The 17,630-nt window shown below is 63.4% G+C and carries 18 protein-coding genes; 17 read left to right on the forward strand and 1 reads right to left on the reverse strand.

Translation table 11 applies throughout. The annotated features are described in order from the left end of the window. Positions 1–116 precede the first annotated feature (116 nt). The 9 genes from G6N49_RS01960 (at position 117) to G6N49_RS02000 (ending at position 7,158) form a co-directional block, all read left to right on the forward strand. Positions 117–1,298, forward strand: a complete 1,182-nt coding sequence (locus tag G6N49_RS01960; RefSeq protein WP_011856603.1) for an acyl-CoA dehydrogenase family protein — start codon at positions 117–119, stop codon at positions 1,296–1,298. A gap of 35 nt (positions 1,299–1,333) precedes the next feature. Next, entirely contained in the window at positions 1,334–1,777 is a 444-nt protein-coding gene (locus G6N49_RS01965; protein WP_225892039.1) for a nuclear transport factor 2 family protein, read from the forward strand. A 27-nt stretch (positions 1,778–1,804) separates the two neighbouring features. Further along, entirely contained in the window at positions 1,805–2,212 is a 408-nt protein-coding gene (locus tag G6N49_RS01970; RefSeq protein WP_011856601.1) for a nuclear transport factor 2 family protein, read from the forward strand. Positions 2,213–2,249: 37 nt separating this feature from the next. Continuing rightward, the gene (locus tag G6N49_RS01975; protein ID WP_011856600.1) at positions 2,250–2,828 is read left to right on the forward strand and encodes a VOC family protein; all 579 of its coding nucleotides are present in this window, start codon (positions 2,250–2,252) and stop codon (positions 2,826–2,828) included. Beyond that, positions 2,828–3,649 (forward strand): SDR family NAD(P)-dependent oxidoreductase, encoded by an 822-nt coding sequence (locus tag G6N49_RS01980; RefSeq protein WP_011856599.1) that lies wholly within the window; start codon positions 2,828–2,830, stop codon positions 3,647–3,649. Before G6N49_RS01975 ends, G6N49_RS01980 begins: the two co-directional genes overlap by 1 nt. A 25-nt stretch (positions 3,650–3,674) precedes the next feature. After that, positions 3,675–5,081, forward strand: coding sequence for an aromatic ring-hydroxylating oxygenase subunit alpha (locus G6N49_RS01985; protein ID WP_011856598.1), 1,407 nt, complete (start codon positions 3,675–3,677; stop codon positions 5,079–5,081). Further along, positions 5,075–5,674: an aromatic-ring-hydroxylating dioxygenase subunit beta gene (locus G6N49_RS01990; protein ID WP_011856597.1), complete on the forward strand. Its 600-nt coding sequence runs from the start codon at positions 5,075–5,077 to the stop codon at positions 5,672–5,674. Before G6N49_RS01985 ends, G6N49_RS01990 begins: the two co-directional genes overlap by 7 nt. A gap of 108 nt (positions 5,675–5,782) precedes the next feature. After that, complete coding sequence (locus G6N49_RS01995) at positions 5,783–6,319, forward strand: YceI family protein (RefSeq protein ID WP_235679480.1); 537 nt, start codon at positions 5,783–5,785, stop codon at positions 6,317–6,319. A gap of 11 nt (positions 6,320–6,330) precedes the next feature. Continuing rightward, positions 6,331–7,158, forward strand: a complete 828-nt coding sequence (locus tag G6N49_RS02000; RefSeq protein WP_083044781.1) for a fumarylacetoacetate hydrolase family protein — start codon at positions 6,331–6,333, stop codon at positions 7,156–7,158. 5 nt (positions 7,159–7,163) lie between these two features. Here the strand turns inward: G6N49_RS02000 and G6N49_RS02005 are convergent, their stop codons facing one another. Continuing rightward, positions 7,164–7,961 (reverse strand): TetR/AcrR family transcriptional regulator, encoded by a 798-nt coding sequence (locus G6N49_RS02005; RefSeq protein ID WP_083044780.1) that lies wholly within the window; start codon positions 7,959–7,961, stop codon positions 7,164–7,166. Positions 7,962–8,550: 589 nt separating this feature from the next. Between G6N49_RS02005 and G6N49_RS02010 the strand changes: the two genes are divergently transcribed. The 8 genes from G6N49_RS02010 to G6N49_RS02045 are packed head-to-tail and all read left to right on the forward strand — an operon-like array spanning position 8,551 to position 17,601. Beyond that, positions 8,551–9,246, forward strand: a complete 696-nt coding sequence (locus G6N49_RS02010) for an MlaE family ABC transporter permease (RefSeq protein ID WP_221222622.1) — start codon at positions 8,551–8,553, stop codon at positions 9,244–9,246. After that, complete coding sequence (locus tag G6N49_RS02015; RefSeq protein WP_011856592.1) at positions 9,243–10,100, forward strand: ABC transporter permease; 858 nt, start codon at positions 9,243–9,245, stop codon at positions 10,098–10,100. The genes G6N49_RS02010 and G6N49_RS02015 overlap by 4 nt, the downstream gene beginning before the upstream one ends. 51 nt (positions 10,101–10,151) lie before the next feature. Continuing rightward, a complete protein-coding gene (locus G6N49_RS02020) occupies positions 10,152–11,462 on the forward strand; it encodes an MCE family protein (protein WP_011856591.1) in 1,311 nt (436 codons plus the stop codon). Further along, positions 11,459–12,487: an MCE family protein gene (locus tag G6N49_RS02025; protein WP_011856590.1), complete on the forward strand. Its 1,029-nt coding sequence runs from the start codon at positions 11,459–11,461 to the stop codon at positions 12,485–12,487. The genes G6N49_RS02020 and G6N49_RS02025 overlap by 4 nt, the downstream gene beginning before the upstream one ends. Beyond that, positions 12,484–13,707: an MCE family protein gene (locus tag G6N49_RS02030; protein ID WP_011856589.1), complete on the forward strand. Its 1,224-nt coding sequence runs from the start codon at positions 12,484–12,486 to the stop codon at positions 13,705–13,707. The genes G6N49_RS02025 and G6N49_RS02030 overlap by 4 nt, the downstream gene beginning before the upstream one ends. Continuing rightward, on the forward strand, positions 13,704–15,017 hold the full coding sequence (locus tag G6N49_RS02035; RefSeq protein WP_011856588.1) for an MCE family protein: 1,314 nt from the start codon (positions 13,704–13,706) through the stop codon (positions 15,015–15,017). Before G6N49_RS02030 ends, G6N49_RS02035 begins: the two co-directional genes overlap by 4 nt. Continuing rightward, complete coding sequence (locus G6N49_RS02040; protein WP_011856587.1) at positions 15,014–16,153, forward strand: MCE family protein; 1,140 nt, start codon at positions 15,014–15,016, stop codon at positions 16,151–16,153. The genes G6N49_RS02035 and G6N49_RS02040 overlap by 4 nt, the downstream gene beginning before the upstream one ends. Further along, complete coding sequence (locus G6N49_RS02045; RefSeq protein WP_011856586.1) at positions 16,153–17,601, forward strand: MCE family protein; 1,449 nt, start codon at positions 16,153–16,155, stop codon at positions 17,599–17,601. Before G6N49_RS02040 ends, G6N49_RS02045 begins: the two co-directional genes overlap by 1 nt. Positions 17,602–17,630: the final 29 nt, after the last annotated feature.

Genomic DNA, 17,630 nt, shown 5'->3' on the forward strand with positions numbered 1-17,630 from the left:
GCCTTGACGCCGCGGTGATACTGAACACATAATACTACTACTGTTCAACGCGAACTATTCGTTTAACCGACGCCGGCGTAAGCGCCCGGGCGATTGGCCAATTGGAGGACACATACATGACAGCCGTCGAGGCCGACACCACCACCGTCTTGGACGCCGTCCGGGCGATCGTTCCCGAGATCGCCGAACGAGCGAATGAGATCGAGGCGGCGAAGCTTATCCCGGCCGATTTGATCCAGCGGCTCACGGACGCAGGGGCATTCAGGATGTTCGTGCCTCGCCAGTACGGCGGTGAAGAGATGAGCATGCTCGATGCCATGGCTGTCATCGAGGAGGTGGCGAAGGCCGACGCGTCAGCGGGTTGGACTGTGATGATCGGTGCTGACTTCGCGCCGGTGTTCGGCCGTTTCCCCCAGCACGTCCTCGACGGGGAGATCTATCCCGAAGGACCCGACACCATGGCCCGCGGAGCGTTCGCCCCCAAAGGGGTGGCGATCCGCACCGACGGTGGCTATGTCGTCAACGGGCAGTGGCCTCTCGCCAGCGGTAGCTATGAGCATCAGTGGATGATGGGCAGCTGCATCGTGCTGCAGAAAGGTGCGCCCGTCATGACCGACGCGGGGGTGCCCCAGATGGTGCTGGCGATGGTGCCGGCGCAGCAGGCTGACTTCGTTCAGACGTGGGATTCCGTTGGCTTGCGCGGGACGAACAGCAACGACTTCGTGCTCAGGGATGTCTTCGTTCCCGATCAGCACATTGGTAACTTCTTTGGACCAGCCACCGTGGACACCACGCTGTTTCGGCTGCCTGTCCGCTTGGCGCTGGGCCCGACCCATGTCGCGGTGGTCATGGGCATCGCCGAGGGCGCCCTGGGCGATCTTCGAGCGCTGGCCAAGACGAAACGACCCGCGTTCAACCCCACCATGCGACTGGCTGAGGACCCCGTATTCCAATACCGGCTGGGGCAACTCGACATCCGGTTGGCCTCGGTCCGTGCGTTGGCCGAGAAGGAGGTCCGTCTGATGTGGGACGCGGCGTCGGCAGGTGAACCCATGTCGCCGCTGCAGGCGACACGCCAGCGGGCGATGGTGGCGCGGGCCCACACGGAGTGTGTCGAGATCGTCAACGAGGCGTTCGGACTGGCAGGCAGCAACGCCATGTACAACACGTCCACTCTGCAGCGACGCCTTCGCGATGTGCGGACGGCGGCGCAGCACGCCGCCGCCAGTGCGGAGATCTACACGATCGTCGGTGCGCTGCTCGTCGGAGAGGACGTCCCGCCGGCCGCCTTGGCCTAGCGGCCGGGACAACCGACAGGATGACAACCGACGCCATGACAGCCACGATGACGCCACAGGCCGTGACCACCCACTGGGAGCTCAGCCGCCTCAACAACGCTTTCGCCTACTTCATGGACAACGGTGAATTCGATTCCATGATCGGGCTGTTCACCCCGGACGCGGTGTTCGACCGGGCCGGAATCGTCCATCACGGCCACGAGGAGATGCGTCAGGGGATGCGCGAGCGGCCGAAGGTGACCACCCGTCACCTGTTGACGAACTTCCACCTGACCAGGGCCGACGACGACTCCGCAGAAGCGGTGGTGTGCGCCATGGTCTATCACGGTCCGCTCGCGGAAGACGGTGGGCCGGTGGTCTACGCCACTGACAACGGACGGGTCATCGAGTTTCACGACACCTACACCAAAACCGCAGAGGGCTGGCGCATCTCGTCACGGATCGCACGCCCGATCTTCACCCCCAAGGTATGGCCGTGACCGGGCCGGACAACGAAAGCGAGTCACATGGCTGAGAACCACCATGACGTTCTGGGCACCGTGGAGAAGTTCGTCGCCGCGCTGACGGCGGGCGACGCAGGCGCTCTCGACGCCCTCTTCACGCACGACGCAGTGATCTGGCACAACTACGACCAGGTCGGGCAGCCGGCCAGAGAGGCGCTGGCGGCACTCGCCGGACTGGCGGCGCTTGCGCCCCGCTACGAGATTGCAGGGCGTGACCTGGTGGACAGTGCCTGCGTTCAACGCCACGTCGTGCACATCACTCTGCCCGGAGGACAGCCGGCATCCATCCCGGCTATTCAGCGGATCTCCGTGGTAAACGGCCAGATTCGACGGATCGACGAATACATGGACTCAGCCCAGATGGCGACCGCAATGCAAGCGCTCCAAACCAGTCCGCAGACCCCGGTGTGACCGAAGAGATATTCCCATCGATGAGAAGGAACCCCTGATGCCCGCAATCACAGACAAGTTCACCGGTGAACCTGTCCTGAAGCTTCAGCGCCTCGGTCACGGCACCCTCGAGACCGTGGATCTGGCCAGGGCGCGCCGCTTCTACGAGGAAGTGCTCGGGCTGGAGGTGATTCAGCCGAGCAGCAGGTCGATGATGATCCGGCTCGGGACCAACCACGCCTACGCCGTGGTGGAGACCGGGAAGGAGAGCACGATGACCATGCTGGCGCACAACGGGCTTGACGTCGGCACCGTGGAAGAAGTCCACGCCGCGCACAAGAAGTTGGTCGAGATCAAAGACCAGTGGGGAATCAAGCAGATCACCGAGCCCCGTCACATGCATGGGGACACGTCGTTCTACTTCACCGATCCCGACGGCAACTGGTGGGAGATCGTGGCGGTTCGCGAGAACGGCTACGCTGCGGACTTCGCCGATCGTGACCGCGATCTCACCGGTCTGCATGAGTTCGACGGCGAGAGCGGAAACGTGAACTTCAGCCACACCCACGACCCAAACTTCCGCGCGCGGGTCCGTGAGGTCGTCGAAGCCAGAGCCGGATCGGAGAGCACCGCGTAATGAGTCGGTTGGGCGGTAAGGTCGCCGTCGTCACAGGAGCCGGCAAGGGCATCGGCCGGGGCATCGCTCGCCGGTTCGCCCGCGAGGGCGCGAAAGTCATTGCCGCTGAGCTAGATCGGGATGCGGGCAAGCAGGTGGTGGAGGACATCGGTGAGCTCGGCGGCGAAGGGCTGTTCGTGCAGACCGATGTGTCCCGGAAGACCGATATCGAGGGCGCTATCACCGCCGCGCAGGAGTCCTTCGGCGGACTCGACATCCTGGTCAACAACGCCATCGCGCTGACGCCGGACGTCCCGTTGGAGTACAAGACGGACGAAATGCTCGAGCAGACGATGAAAGTCGGATTGTGGAGTGTCTGGTGGGGCATGCAGACCGCGTTCCCGCTGATGAAGGCCCGCGGCGGAGGACGGATCATCAACTTCTATTCGATCGACGCCGACAACGGCAACTGGGTCCACGGTGACTACAACACCGCGAAGGGCGGTGTGCAGGCACTGACCCGCACGGCCGGCTTCCAGTGGGCACGCCACAACATCTGTGTCAACGCCATCGCGCCGATCGCCGCCTCAGCCGCTTTCGAACAGATGGTGGCCGACAACCCCGCACTCGCGGAGGCGATTCCGATGATGATCCCGATGGGACGGATGGGTGACCCGGAAGACGACATCGCCCCCGTGGTCGCCTTTCTGGCCAGCGAGGAAGCCCGCTTCATCACCGGGGCCACGATTCCGGTCGACGGTGGCCTGCATGTGCCGAGGTTGAACACCCGGCCGCCGGATCCCTCGGTGTTCGACTCACCGCCCGCCAGTCCCGGGCAATGAAATCACAGGAAAAGGAGAAGTTGGCGTGACCATAGATGAGGTGAAACACGCCCCGACCGGACCGGTCCTTTCGGACGGGACCCCGTTGTCGGAGCTGATTGACAAGGACTTCAGGGAAGTTTCGCTGCGGGTCCTGGTCGACCCAGAGCTCTACCAGCTGGAGTTGAAACATATTTTCGCCAAGGCGTGGACCGCGGTGGCGCACGAGGATGAGATCCCCAACGTGGACGACTACGTCCTGCGTTACGTCGGCGAGGACGAGGTCATCATCAGCCGGGCGGCGGACGGCAACTTCACGGTGGCGCTCAACGTGTGTGCCCACCGTGCAGCCAAGGTGTGCCGGTTCGAGGCCGGAAACGCCAAGACGTTTCAATGTGCTTACCACGGTTGGGTGTACAAGCCCGACGGCACCTTCGTCGGGGCCCCCATCGCCCGTGAAGACATGCACGGCTTGTTGCGTCCCAAGTCCGAACTGGGTCTGGCCAAGGGGCGGGTAGAAACCTACTGCGGCATGATCTTTGTGACCTTCGACGATAATGCGCCGACCCTGCGGGAGTACCTCGGCCCGATGACGTACTACTGGGATCTGATGTTCAACCGCACCCGCGGTGGTATGACGGTCCTTGGTCATCCCCAGCGGTTCATCATCAAGGCAAACTGGAAGAGTGCCGCTGAGCAGTTCGCCGGCGATATCTTCCATACCCTGTCGCTGCACCGGTCGATGCAGGAACTGCAGCTGCTGTCGACTGAAGGCGAGACACAGGAGCCGGCGATGGCCGGCGTGAGCGCCAGCTACAACGGCCATTTCGTGCGCTGCTTCGACTTGACCCAGGAGCACTACGTCAACGCCCTCAAAGGCAAGAACCTCGCTGAGATGACGCCAATGGAGCGGCTGCACCTGGTCCCGCCGCCAGGGATGTCACCCGACATGGTCGACGGCCTGGCCGAACGATTCGACGACGGACAGCTCAAGATCCTTGCGGAGTTCACTCCGCAGGTCGGCCAACTGTGGCCGAACGTAGCCGCTCTCTGCATGCCGTTCCAGTTCCCCGACGGCACGCCGTCGGCCTTCCTCAGCTGGCGGGTATGGGTGCCGCGCGGTCCCGAGCATTTCGAGCTTTTCCACTGGAGCCTGGTTGAGCGCGACGCGCCGCAGGAACTCCGCGACACCGTGAATCTGATGACAGCGGCCACATTCGGCATCAGTGGTTTCGTCGAGGCCGACGACACTGATACCTGGCCGATGCAGACCCATGCCGCCCGTGGTGCCCTCGGCAAGGACCAGAAGCTGCGGTACCAGGCGATCACCGGCGAGCACAAGCCAGATGACTGGCCGGGTCCCGGCGAGATCTATGCCGGGTTCCCGAAGGACGACACGCAGTGGAACTTCTGGGTCCGCTACACCGAGATGATGGAAGGGAGAGCATGGTGACCGCTGAAGCGACCCGAGAAGAGGTTGTTCCCCCCGCCCATGCCGGCCTGGGCACCGTCGATTACCCGCTGCCGCAAGGCAAGCGGTTGCCGGCAACCGACCCGCGCCATGCCCAGATCGTGGAATGGCTCGAAGACGAGTCGTCGCTGCTGGACGACGACAATCTGACTGGCTGGCTGGCCCTGCTGGCGCCCGACATCATCTACCGGGCGCCGGTACGCACCACCCGCGATCATCGATCGAAGGGGGTGTTCGAGGCGGAGATGTACCACTTCAACGAGAACATCATGACCCTGATGTTGAAGCTCATGCGGCTGACCCAGACCGACAGTGCCTGGTCAGAAAACCCGTTGTCGCGCACCCAGCGGATCGTGCACAAGGTGCGAAGCTACGAGACCGACAAAGCCGACGAGTACGAAGTCTTCAGCTCGATCGTCCTGATCCGCTCCCGCTATGACGAACCGCAGCTGGAGTTCCTCCCGGCTCGACGGGTGGACAGAATCCGGGTAGGCGATGAGTGGAAACTCGCCGCGCGGACAATCTATTTCGATCAGGCCACGCTGGGGGTACAGAACCTGGCGGTCTATCTGTAGCCGGATTTCTGGAGACAACAGCCGAGTGCCGTCCAGCTGGCCGGCAATTACACAAGTGAGGTACCAATGTCGTCTGCGACATCGGAAATCCCGGGGTACATGCCAGGAATGTGGCCCGTGGACACGGTCCGGTCGGAGCTGAAGTTCTCGGTCGGTCACCTGGGTCTGCACACCGTACACGGCACGCTCGCCGTCCGGGGTCGGATCGTGGTGGCCGAGGACCCGCTCGATTCGTCCGTAACCGCCACCATTGATCTGGGCTCGGTGAGAACTGGTAGCAAGGGTCGTGACAGCGCGATCCTCTCGGCGCATCTCGTCGACGTCGACAAGCACCCGACGGCGACGTACCGCTCCACCGGTATTGCCGCGGGCCTTGGTCCGGGTGAGTACCTGATGTCTGGCGAGCTCACTTTCCTGGACGTGACAAGACAAGTGCCACTACGAATTCGACTGGAGCGCTTCGCTCCCGGTGACGGTCGGCCCAGACCGATCGTCACGGGCCGCGCGGAATTCCTGCGCCGGGACTTCGGCTTCGTCTACCAGGTGCGTCCGAAGTTCCTCGACCGAGCGATATCACAGACCGTCACCGTCGATATTCGTCTCGAGGGTTCACCTACTGCGTCGAGTGAAGGGACAGGGCACTGAAGATCGCCAGGATTGGCCTGCCGGACAACGACTCCTGGGCGGTGGTGGACGTCGACAACGCGACAGTGCAGCCCTTCTTCGGTGACATCGCTGAGTGGGGTGCGGCAGCCGCGGAAGGTCGGGCGTCCTTCGATTTCAGTGGACCGCCGTTGAAATTGGACGATGTTCGGCTGCTGCCGCCGATCACGCCGACGTCCACCGTCGTGGGAGTCGGCATGAATTATTGGTCTCACCTGGAGAAGTTGGGCGTCACCGAGCGGCCGAAAAGCACGCTCGGATTCCTCAAGCCCCGCGCGGCGATCATCGGTCACGGTGACGTCCTGGCCAATCCCGTCATCACCGAGCAGTTGGACTTCGAGGTCGAACTTGTCGTGGTGCTGGCGCAGTCGGTGAGTCACCCCGGTGGACGACCTACCGAAGCCGTCTTGGGCTACACGGTGGGCAACGACGTCAGCGCTCGTGATGCCGCCGTACCGATGAGCGGGGGACTGGATCTGTTCTCCATCAAAGCTCTCGGGGGAACGACGCCGGTGGGACCGTGGATCACCACCAAGGACGAATTCGGCGGATCCGGTCAGATCGATGTCGGTATCTCACTGCGTGTCAACGGTGAGCAGCGCCAGCATGATCGCACCGGGAAGATGATCTTCAGCATCGATGAGTGCTTGGATTATGTCGTCGCCAGGATGCCATTGGCTGCCGGCGACATCGTGTTCACCGGCACGACGCACGGTGTCGGGTTCGAAGATGGCCGATATCTGCAGGCGGGCGACGTCGTCGAGGCTGAGGTAGAAGGCGTGGGCGTTCTTCGCAACATCGTGGGTGAAAAGTCGCTGTGACCGCCTCAGCTGGCGGCTTTGTTGGCGGTTCTGGCGCGGGCCCTTCTGGGTTCGAGCCCGGCTGATGCACCGAGGAGGACCAGGACGTCACGGAACTCTCGATAATCGTTCGAGGGCATGAAGTAGTGCGAAACAGCCATGCGCACAATCAGATCTACTACCTCGTCCAGGGTCACTGATCCACTGAGGACGGCGGTGCTGTCCTTGAGCACGGGCTCGATGGCGTCGTGCAGCACTGTCGACAGTTTGGGGGTCACCAGTTTGATGTAGTCCAGTACGAATCCGGGTTCGAGTTGACCGATCTGTACGGTCGCCGGATTCTCCAGCCAAAATCGCAGCATGACGTCGACAACGATTTGCAGCCGGTCAGCCGGTCGGGGATTGTCTTCGATGGTCTGCTGAAGTACTGACTGCAGCTTCTCGACGAAATGATCGCCCAGCGAGCGCATCAGTTCGTCCTTGTTCTTGAAATACCGGTACAGCGTGCCGACCGACAACCCGGCTTCGTCGGCGATATCGCTCATTGCCAGCTTCCTCGGTCCCTGCCGCGCGAGCGCGTGGAGGGCGCCGTCGAAGATGCGCGCCTGTGTAGTCGCCCTAGTTGCCACCGGATCGGCCTTTCGCGTCCAGTTCACCGCGGATGCGGAAAACAGTCCCTGGTACAGGAATAATATCGCAATTCGTCCTGATGAACATATACAGCGGTATATGTTCAAATGTCGTCCCCGATGACAAAACGTGAAGTCCGTTTCAGCCTGTGCTGAATGCAGTTCAGCAACATAGACGCGCCCCTGGCCGAACATCTTCTGATCGCATCGAGGGATTATCCGGCGGTTGCTACGGCGCCCCCGTCGGGCATCCCTTCATGCGCGCGCTTGGGAGCGCAGCCGATCCCCGCGATGCCGACCGACGTCGGCTGGTTCCAGCCATACGCTGGCGCCCTATGAAGGAGGATCGAAGGCGTCCGAGATGGTTGCGGATGACCGTATTCGCGGAGCGACATCCCCCGAACTTCGTCACGTAATCCGCTGGCAGACAACGTGTATGGCGCCTGCTGTCACGTCGAGGCATCTTGGACAGGCGGTGGCCGGCGCAGGTGTTGCGTTCCAGATCTCCGCCGCCCCTTGACCCACTATTGTTATGAAACTAAAGTATCGTCGCAATGACACTTCACCCGTCTCGTGCACATGTCTCCTGGCAGCGCCTGCGCCGGTGCGGCCCACTCTCCGTGCGACCGAGGCCCTCCGCGGACGGTGTCACCGGACAGCACCTTGCGCTGCGTGTCAGCAACGTCATCAGTGTTTCATCAGAGAGGTCACGGTGATCTCGTCTCACTCGGCGGCGAAGCCCGTCCGCGCACTCGGGGATTTCTTCGCGCTCGCGGCGGACACCATGATGCTGATTCCGCGCCGGCCATTTGCCGGGCGGGAGTTCATCCTGCAGACCTGGTTCGTCGCCCGGGTATCGCTGGTTCCGACGTTGATGCTGTCCATTCCGTTCACTGTGCTCACGGTCTTCACGTTGAACGTCCTATTGCTGGAGTTCGGTGCAGGCGACTTCTCCGGAAGCGGTGCAGCCCTTGCCGCTGTCACCCAAATCGGTCCCCTCGTCAGTGTTCTGGTGGTCGCGGGTGCGGGCGCGACCGCGATGTGCGCCGACCTCGGCTCCCGCACCATCCGCGAAGAACTCGACGCGCTTCGCGTCCTGGGGATCAATCCCGTTCAGGCGCTGGTGGTACCTCGAGTGCTCGCAGCCACGTTGGTGTCTTTACTGCTGTCCGGCGTGGTGATCGTGACGGGCCTCGTCGGTGGCTTCGGCTTTTCGGTATTCGTCCAGAACGTGACACCGGGTTCCTTTGTCGCCGGCATCACACTCCTCACCGGCGCACCCGAGTTGGGCATAGCTCTGGTCAAGGCTGGGCTCTTCGGTCTGACCGCCAGTCTCCTCGCCTGCTACAAGGGAATCTCGGTCGGTGGGGGACCGGCGGCCGTCGGCAATGCCGTGAATGAAACGGTGGTCTATTCGTTCGTGTCACTGTTCGTCATCGACGTCATCGTCACCGCTGTCGGCATCAAGGCGACGGCATGAGCCTCAGCGTGGCCGGCCCGCGGTTTCCCGGCCTGACGCACCGCTTGGACGGCTGGGTGGCCGGCTGGCGACGGATCGGTGCGCAGGCGCGGTTCTACGCCAAGACGCTCGGTGCTATGTGGGAGGCCCTGGTCTACTACCGGGGCGAAACCCTGCGCATGATCGCGCAGATGGGCTTGGGCGCCGGCGCGCTCGCCATGATCGGCGGCACAGTGGGCATCGTCGGTTTCCTCACGCTGACAGCGGGTTCGCTTGTCACGATCCAGGGCTACAGCTCGCTGAGCGACATCGGCGTGGAGGCCCTGACCGGTTTTGTGTCCGCCTACGTTAATGGCCGTATCGTCACCCCGCTGACCGCCGTCATCAGCCTGTCCGCCACCATCGGCGCGGGCACGACCGCCCAATTGGGTGCGATGCGAATCAACGAGGAGATCGACGCACTCGAGGTGATGGGTATCCGCTCCGTCGCCTACCTGGCTTCGACCAGGGTCATCGCCGGCGTCATCGTGGTCATCCCGCTGTACTGCATCGCGGTATGGATGTCCTTCATGTCCGCGCGCTTCGCCACCACCGTGTATTACGGGCAGGCGACTGGCATCTACGACCACTACTTCTCGACGTTTCTGCAGCCCTCCGACATCCTCTGGTCACTGTTCCAGGCGGTGTTGATGGGCTTCGTCGTGATGCTGGTGCACACCTACTACGGCTTCACCGCGTCCGGAGGGCCCGCGGGCGTCGGCGAAGCTGTTGGTCGGGCGGTTCGTACGTCGCTGATCGCAGCGGTGTTCGTGATTCTGTTCGCTTCGCTTGCCATCTATGGGCAAAGCGGCAATTTCCAATTCTCGGGGGCTTGAGGTGTCTCTGATCAACGACGCCGGCGACCTCAGCTCGGTCGGGGACTGAGCATGGAATCCTCTGGCGGCGAGAGGTACCTGGGATGGTGGACGGCGATCCTGCTCGTCGTCATCGTCGCCCTGATGCTGTTGTCGGCTGGATTGTTCAAGGGATCGTTCCGGTCGTTTGTCCCGGTCACATTGACGTCTGACCGCTCCGGTTTGATCATGGAGACCGGTAACAAGGTCAGGTTCCGCGGGGTACAGGTCGGACGGGTCGGCTCGGTGACCGCAGGGACAGAACGGGTCAGCCTGCAGCTGGAGATCGACCCGGACGAAGTGCAGAATTTGCCGGCCAACACGAGAGCACAGATCAGGGCCTCCACGGTCTTCGGCGCCAAGTACGTCGACTTGATCTATCCCGACGATCCCGCCATCGCACGCATCACGGCGGGGACGGCGCTGCAAGCGGTCAACGTCAGCACCGAGGTCAACACTGTGTTCGAAAACCTCGTCCTCCTGTTGCGACAAATCGATCCTGCGAAGCTCAACGCAACGCTGACGGCGTTGGCGGAGGGGGTTCGCGGCAAGGGTGAGATCATCGGGCAGGCGACCAGCGACGCGAACGAGGTTCTGCTGGCGGTGAATCCGCGAATGGAAACCGTGCGTGAGGACTTCCGGTCGCTGAGCGGATTCAGCGCCGCCTACAGTGCGGCTGCGCAGAACCTCCTCAAAAGCCTTTCGGCGGTGAGCACCACAAGTACGACCATCACCGCTCACACCGCGGATCTCGACGCGCTGCTGCTCAACATGATCGGATTCTCGCGCAGCGGCACCGATCTCCTGGCGCCGAACCAGGACAACCTGGTCCAAGCCATCAATGGGCTCGAGCCCACGACGAACCTGTTGATGAAGTACAACCCCTCCTACACCTGCATGCTTCTCGGCGCCACCTGGTTCCTCGACAACGGTGGACGACATGCCCTCGGTGAGGGGGACGGCCGAACAGGCATCTTGGACAGCACCTTTCTGCTCGGCGATGACGAGTACAAGTACCCGGAGAACCTGCCCGTCATCGGCGCCAAGGGCGGGCCCGGTGGTAAGCCGGGCTGCGGCTCCCTCCCCGACGCCAGCAAGAGCTATCCGGTGCGACAGATGGTCACGGACACAGGGTGGGGCACCGGAGGTGGATTCCGGCCCAACCCGGGCATCGGCCACCCGTGGTATGTCAACTACTTCCCCGTCACACGCGCCGTGCCCGAGCCGCCGAGCATTCGTGGCGAAGGGCCGCCCGCACCGGGTCCCGCGCCTGCACCCGGGCCGCTCCCGCTGCCCGTCGGCCCGCCACCACCTCCGCAGGACACGTCAGGACCGCAGCCGTGAGAGACAATTTCGCAGGCGCCATCTGGCGACTGGCCATCTTCGTCACGGTGTGCGGCCTGACCTTGTTCGGGCTCTATGCGGTCTTCGGACAGTGGCGGTTCCAGGCAGAAAAGAAGTACAACGCAGAATTCACCAACGTGGGCGGCTTGGAGAGAGGCAACTTCGTCCGCATCGCCGGTGTCGAGGTGGGCAAGGTCGAGAAGGTTTCGGTGCAGCGAAACGCGTTCGCGCTCGTCGAGTTCACAACGGACGACTCGGTGGTTCTCACCCAGGGCACCAAGGCCGTCGTCAGATACGACAACCTCATCGGCGGCCGGTTTCTGGCTTTGGAGGAAGGGGCCGGAGCCGCCGCCAGGCTCGAATCCGGGCAGACCATTCCGCTGGACCGCACGGCGCCTGCGCTCGACTTGGATGCGCTCATCGGCGGTTTCCGGCCCCTGTTCCGTGCCCTGGACCCCCACCAGGTGAATACGCTGACTCGACAATTGATTTCGGCTTTCGAAGGTCAGGGCGCCACGATCACCTCGTTCCTCGCGCAGACGTCAGCGCTGACCAGCACGCTGGCCGACCGCGACGATCTGATCGGGCAGGTGATCAATAACCTCAACACCGTGCTGGGCTCGCTGGCCGGTCAGAGCGACCAGTTCGGCAAGGCTGTCGATTCACTGTCGGAACTGGTGGCGGGACTGGCTGAACGGAGAAGCGAGATCAGCGATGGGCTGGCCAACATCGACTCGGCCGCGGCGTCGATCGCCGACCTCCTCACCCAGGCTCGTCCACCGTTGCAGAACACCGTCGCACAGACCGACCGTGCCGCGGGGATCGTGGTCGCCGACCATGCCTACGTCGACGATCTGCTCAACACGCTTCCCGACGCCTACCAGCAACTCAACAGGCAGGGGATGTACGGCGACTTCTTCAGCTTCTATCTGTGCGACCTGATCGTCAAGGTCAACGGCAAGGGCGGTCAGCCGGTGTTCGTCAAGTTGGCCGGCCAGTCAACCGGAAGGTGTGCACCTCAGTGAAATCCTTCGCTGAACGCAATTCGTTGATCGTCGGCGCCGTCGGCTGTGCCCTGACGGCCGGAATCGTCACGGCCGCAACGCTGTACGACAAGCTTCCGTTCATCACGCGGAACCATACCTACACGGCTCACCTGGCGGAGGCCGGCGGTCTGAGAGCAGGGGCCGCCGTGCAGGTCTTCGGCACCCGCGTCGGTCAGGTGTCGAGCATTGAGCTGGACGGACGTCAGGTACTGATCACTTTCGACGTGTCCAAGGAGATAACGCTCGGCGACCGCACGGAAGCGGCGGTGAAGACCAAAAGCCTTCTCGGCACCAAGATCTTCGAAGTGACACCGCGCGGCGACGGCCGCCTGGCGGGCACGATTCCGCTGGATCGGACCACGCCGGCCTATCAGCTGCCTGACGCACTCGGCGATCTGACGACCACGATCAGCGGTCTGGACACCGATCAGGTATCCGACTCGCTGTCGGTGTTGGCACAGACTTTCGCCGAGACGCCACCCGAACTCAAGGTCGCGGTACAGGGTGTGGCCCGACTGTCGCAGACGATCGATGCCCGAGACGCACAGTTGCGCAACCTGCTCGCCAACGTCAACAAGGTCACGGCTGTGTTGTCGGAACGCAGCACCCAGATCGTCAGCCTCATCTCCGACACCAACGCGCTGATGGTGGAGCTGCAGAATCAGAGCAACGCACTGCAGACGGTTGCATCCAACATCTCCGCGATGTCACGGCAGCTGTCGGGGTTGGTCGCCGACAATCGCGCACAGTTGAAGCCCGCGCTGGACAAGCTCAATGGTGTGCTGACGATCGTGGACAATCGGAAAGAGCGTGTGCAGGAAGCGATTAAGGGACTCAACGCGTATGCGATGTCGTTGGGTGAGGCGGTGGCCGCTGGTCCGTTCTTCAAGGCTTATGTCGCCAATCTGCTCCCCGGTCAGTTCATCCAACCCTTCGTCGACGCGGCTTTCTCCGACCTCGGTCTGGACCCCAACGTCCTGCTGCCATCGGAACTCTCCGATCCCTCAGTGGGCCAGCCGGGGACACCGCCCCTGCCGGTGCCGTATCCGCGTACCGGGCAGGGCGGGGAGCCGAACTTGACGCTGCCCGACGCCATCACGGGCAAGCCGGGCGATCCTCGTTACCCGTACCGTCCACCGCTCCCACAACCGCCGCCGGGGGGCCCACCGCCCGGACCGCCTGCCGAGGATGGGGCGTGACCGCGTTGCGCGGCAGAAGGATCGGCTTGGCGTCGGTCCTGGTGCTGCTGCTGATCGCCGGCCTGGTTACGGTGTCGCCCGCGCTGAAGGCCGCCGACCGGGTCACCGTCGTCGGGTACTTCGAGAACAGCAACGGTCTGTTCGCCGGCGACGAGGTACAGATCCTGGGCGTTCCGGTCGGCGAGATCGTCGAGATCGAACCGCAGCCCGACCGGGTCAAGGTGATCTTCTGGTACGACGCCAGGTATAAGGTGCCCGCCGACGCCAACGCTGCGGTCCTCTCACCGGCGCTGGTGACGGCGCGCGCCGTTCAGTTGACTCCGGCGTACTCGGGCGGCCCGATCATGCAGGACAACGCCGTGATCCCCGAAGATCGCACCGCCGTCCCCGTCGAATGGGACGATTTCCGTGCGCAACTCGACTCGCTCACCGAGATGCTGCAGCCGAGCGAACCCGGCGGCGTTGCTCCGCTGGGCGCCTTCATCAACACGGCCGCGGACAACCTCCGCGGTGAGGGCGCCAACATCCGCGACGCGATCATCAAATTCTCGCGGGCGATTTCTGCGCTCAGCGACCACAGCACCGACATCTTCGGCACCGTGAAAAACCTGTCCATTCTGGTGGCGGCTCTGCGAGCCAGTTCGGATCTGATGCAGCAACTGAACGGCAACCTTGCCGCGGTTACCGCACTGCTGACAGCAGATCCGGGAGCGGTAGGTATTGCAATGCAGGACCTCAACGGCGCAGTGGGCGAGGTCCAGAGCTTTGTGGCCGAGAACCGGGAAGCACTCGGCGTCACATCGGACAAGTTGGCGTCCGTCTCCCAGGCGGTCACCGACAGCCTCGACGACGTGAAGCAAACGCTGCACATTGCACCCACGGCGCTCAACAACTACAACAACATCTGGCAGCCTGCCCAAGGCGCCTTGTCGGGCGCACTGGTCATCAACAATTTCGCCAACACCATCTCGTTCCTGTGTGGTGCTGTGCAGGCGGCGTCACGGATGAACGGCGAGCAATCGGCCAAGCTGTGCGCGCAATACCTCGCTCCGATCATCAAGAATCGCCAGTACAACTTTCCCCCACTGGGGGAGAACCTCTTCATCGGCGCCCAGGCCCGGCCGAACGAGGTGACCTACAGCGAGGACCGGCTGCGTCCCGGTCACATTCCGCCGGTGCCTGACACACCGCCACCGGCGGTCACCTCAACGCCAGCGGGCAGCGCTCCGTTACTGCCCGCCGAGACGATCGCCACCAACCCCGCCGACGGCCTGCCCGGCTTGATGGTCCCCTCCGGAGACGGGTCGTGACGCGGTCCCGTCACGCCCGTGCGTCGGGGTTGGTGCTGGTGCTCACCGCTGTCGTCGGACTCTCGGGCTGCGGCTGGCGCGGGCTGAACTCTCTTCCGCTCCCCGGAACCGCGGGCGGTGGCCCGGGCTCGTTCGAGATCAAAGCTCAGCTCCCGGATGTGACGAACATCCAACAGAATTCGCGCGTGCGGGTGGGTGACGTGACGGTTGGCAACGTCACCGCCATCGAGCGGCAGGACTGGCACTCACTGGTCACTATGCGACTCGACGGTGATGTGTCGCTGCCCGCCAACGTCACCGCGACGATCGGTCAGACCAGTCTCCTGGGTTCACTGCACATCGAGCTGGCGCCCCCGGTCGACGCATCGCCGCAGGGCCGGCTGCACAGCGGATCGCTGATCCCGTTGTCCGCGGCGGGCGGCTACCCGACCACCGAGGAGACATTGGCGGCGCTGTCGTTGGTGCTCAACGGTGGCGGGATCGGCCAAGTCCAGGACATCACCGCGGCGTTCAGCACCGCGTTCGCCGGCCGAGAGAAGGATCTTCGGAGTCTGATCGAACAGCTGGACGTGTTCATCGGCCGGCTGAGTGCGCAAACCGACGACATCATCGCCGCCACTGAGAACGTCAACGAGCTGGTCGGCCAGTTTGCCGAGCAGAAACCCGTGGTGGACCGTGGCCTGCGCACATTTCCCGACGCACTGGCCGTCCTGAAGGAGCAGCGAGAACAGCTGGCCGAAGTGGTCGACAAGCTCGGTGAGTTCGGCGCGCTCGCCGCAGATTCGGTGAACCTCACCAAGGAAGCCCTGGTTCAGGAGCTGAAGGATCTTGGGCCGGTGCTTGAGTCGCTGGCCAACGCCGGCCCGTCGATGACCAGATCGTTGAGCTTTCTCACAACCTTTCCGTGGGCGAAAGAACTGATTCCCAAGTGGTTTCGCGGCGATTTCGCCAACCTCACGCTGGTGCTGGACTTGACATTGAGCCGCCTCGACTCGGCGCTGCTGACCGGCACCCGCTTCGAGGGCAGTTTGACCGAGCTAGAGGCGCAGTGGGGTCGCACGATCGGCCAGCAGCCCAGTCCTTACACCGCGGGTAATCCGCTCACTTTTCCCTACCAGCACGATCAAGGACCGTAATGCGCTTAGAGCGTCAAGTACGGATCAAGCTCGCGGTGTTCGCAGCGGTGTCAGCTGTTGCAGTCGCGGTGACAGTCTTCGGCTATATCAAGTTGTCCAACCTGGTGCCCGGTGTCGGCCAGTACACCGTGACAGTCCAGCTTCCCGAGTCCGGTGGCCTGTACAAGAGCGGAAACGTCACCTACCGCGGCAGCGAGGTGGGGCGAGTCGTCGACGTGCGAGTGGCGGGAACCGGTGTCGAGGCCGAACTCTCGTTGAAATCCGACATCGAGATCCCGTCCGACCTCGACGCCGAGGTACACAGCCAATCGGCAATTGGTGAACAGTATGTCGCGTTGCTGCCGCGCGATGGCAATGCCCGGCCGCTGCGTCAGGGTGACGTGATACCGCGGGAGCGGACATCGGTGCCCGCTGACATCAATTCGCTGCTCGACGCGACCAACACCGCGCTGGGTGCGATCCCTCTCGATAACCTGAAAACCGTTGTCGACGAGAGCTACACCGCGATCGGTGGCCTCGGGCCCGAACTCTCCCGAATAGTGAAGGGGTCGACGACCCTGGCCATCGACGCCAGGAAGGAGCTGCTTCCCTTGATCGGCCTGATCGACCAGTCGGCGCCCGTACTGGACTCCCAGGCCGAGTCGGCGGACTCCATCCAGGCCTGGGCCGCAAACCTGGCAGACCTTACTGGCCAGCTCGAGAAGCAGGACCGCGCGGTCGCGGGCATCCTGGAGAAGGGGCCACCCGCTGCCGAGGAAGTGAGGCAACTCTTCGAGCGAGTGCGGCCGACCATTCCCATCGTGCTCGCCAACCTCGTCACCGTCGGCGATGTCGCGATCACCTACCAGGACAACATTGAGCAGTTACTGGTGCTGCTCCCGCAGGGAACCGCCATCATGGGCGGCGGCGTGGTACCGAATCTTCACGCCAAGCAGGACTACCGGGGCTTCTACCTCGACTTCAACCTGAATCTGAACGTGCCGCCGGCGTGCACCACCGGCTTTCTGCCCGCTCAGCAGCGGCGGCCGGCCAGCGAAGTGGACTACCCCAAGCGTCCGGAAGGCGACCTTTACTGCCGGGTGCCTCAGGATTCACCGCTGAGCGTCCGCGGGGCGCGCAACGTCCCCTGCACAACCGTGCCCGGCAAGCGCGCGCCGACAGTGAAGATGTGCGAAAGCGACGAGAACTACGTGCCCCTCAACGACGGCTACAACTGGAAGGGCGACCCGAACGCCACTGTTACGGGGCAGTCGGTTCCGCAGTTGCCGCCGGGATCGCCGCCCGCACTTCAAGCCGCTCCGCCGCCGCCGGTAGCGGCAGCGGCGTACAACCCTGCGACGGGCACGTACCTGGGACCCGATGGCCGGGTCTACACGCAGTCCAACCTTGCTCACAGCGCCGACCAGAACAAGACGTGGCAGTCGATGTTGCTGCCGCCGTCGCCGTGAGGCGCGACTGTGACTCAACGAAACCGGGG

The sequence above is a fragment of the Mycolicibacterium monacense genome (assembly GCF_010731575.1).
GTDB classification, from domain to species: Bacteria; Actinomycetota; Actinomycetes; order Mycobacteriales; family Mycobacteriaceae; genus Mycobacterium; species Mycobacterium monacense.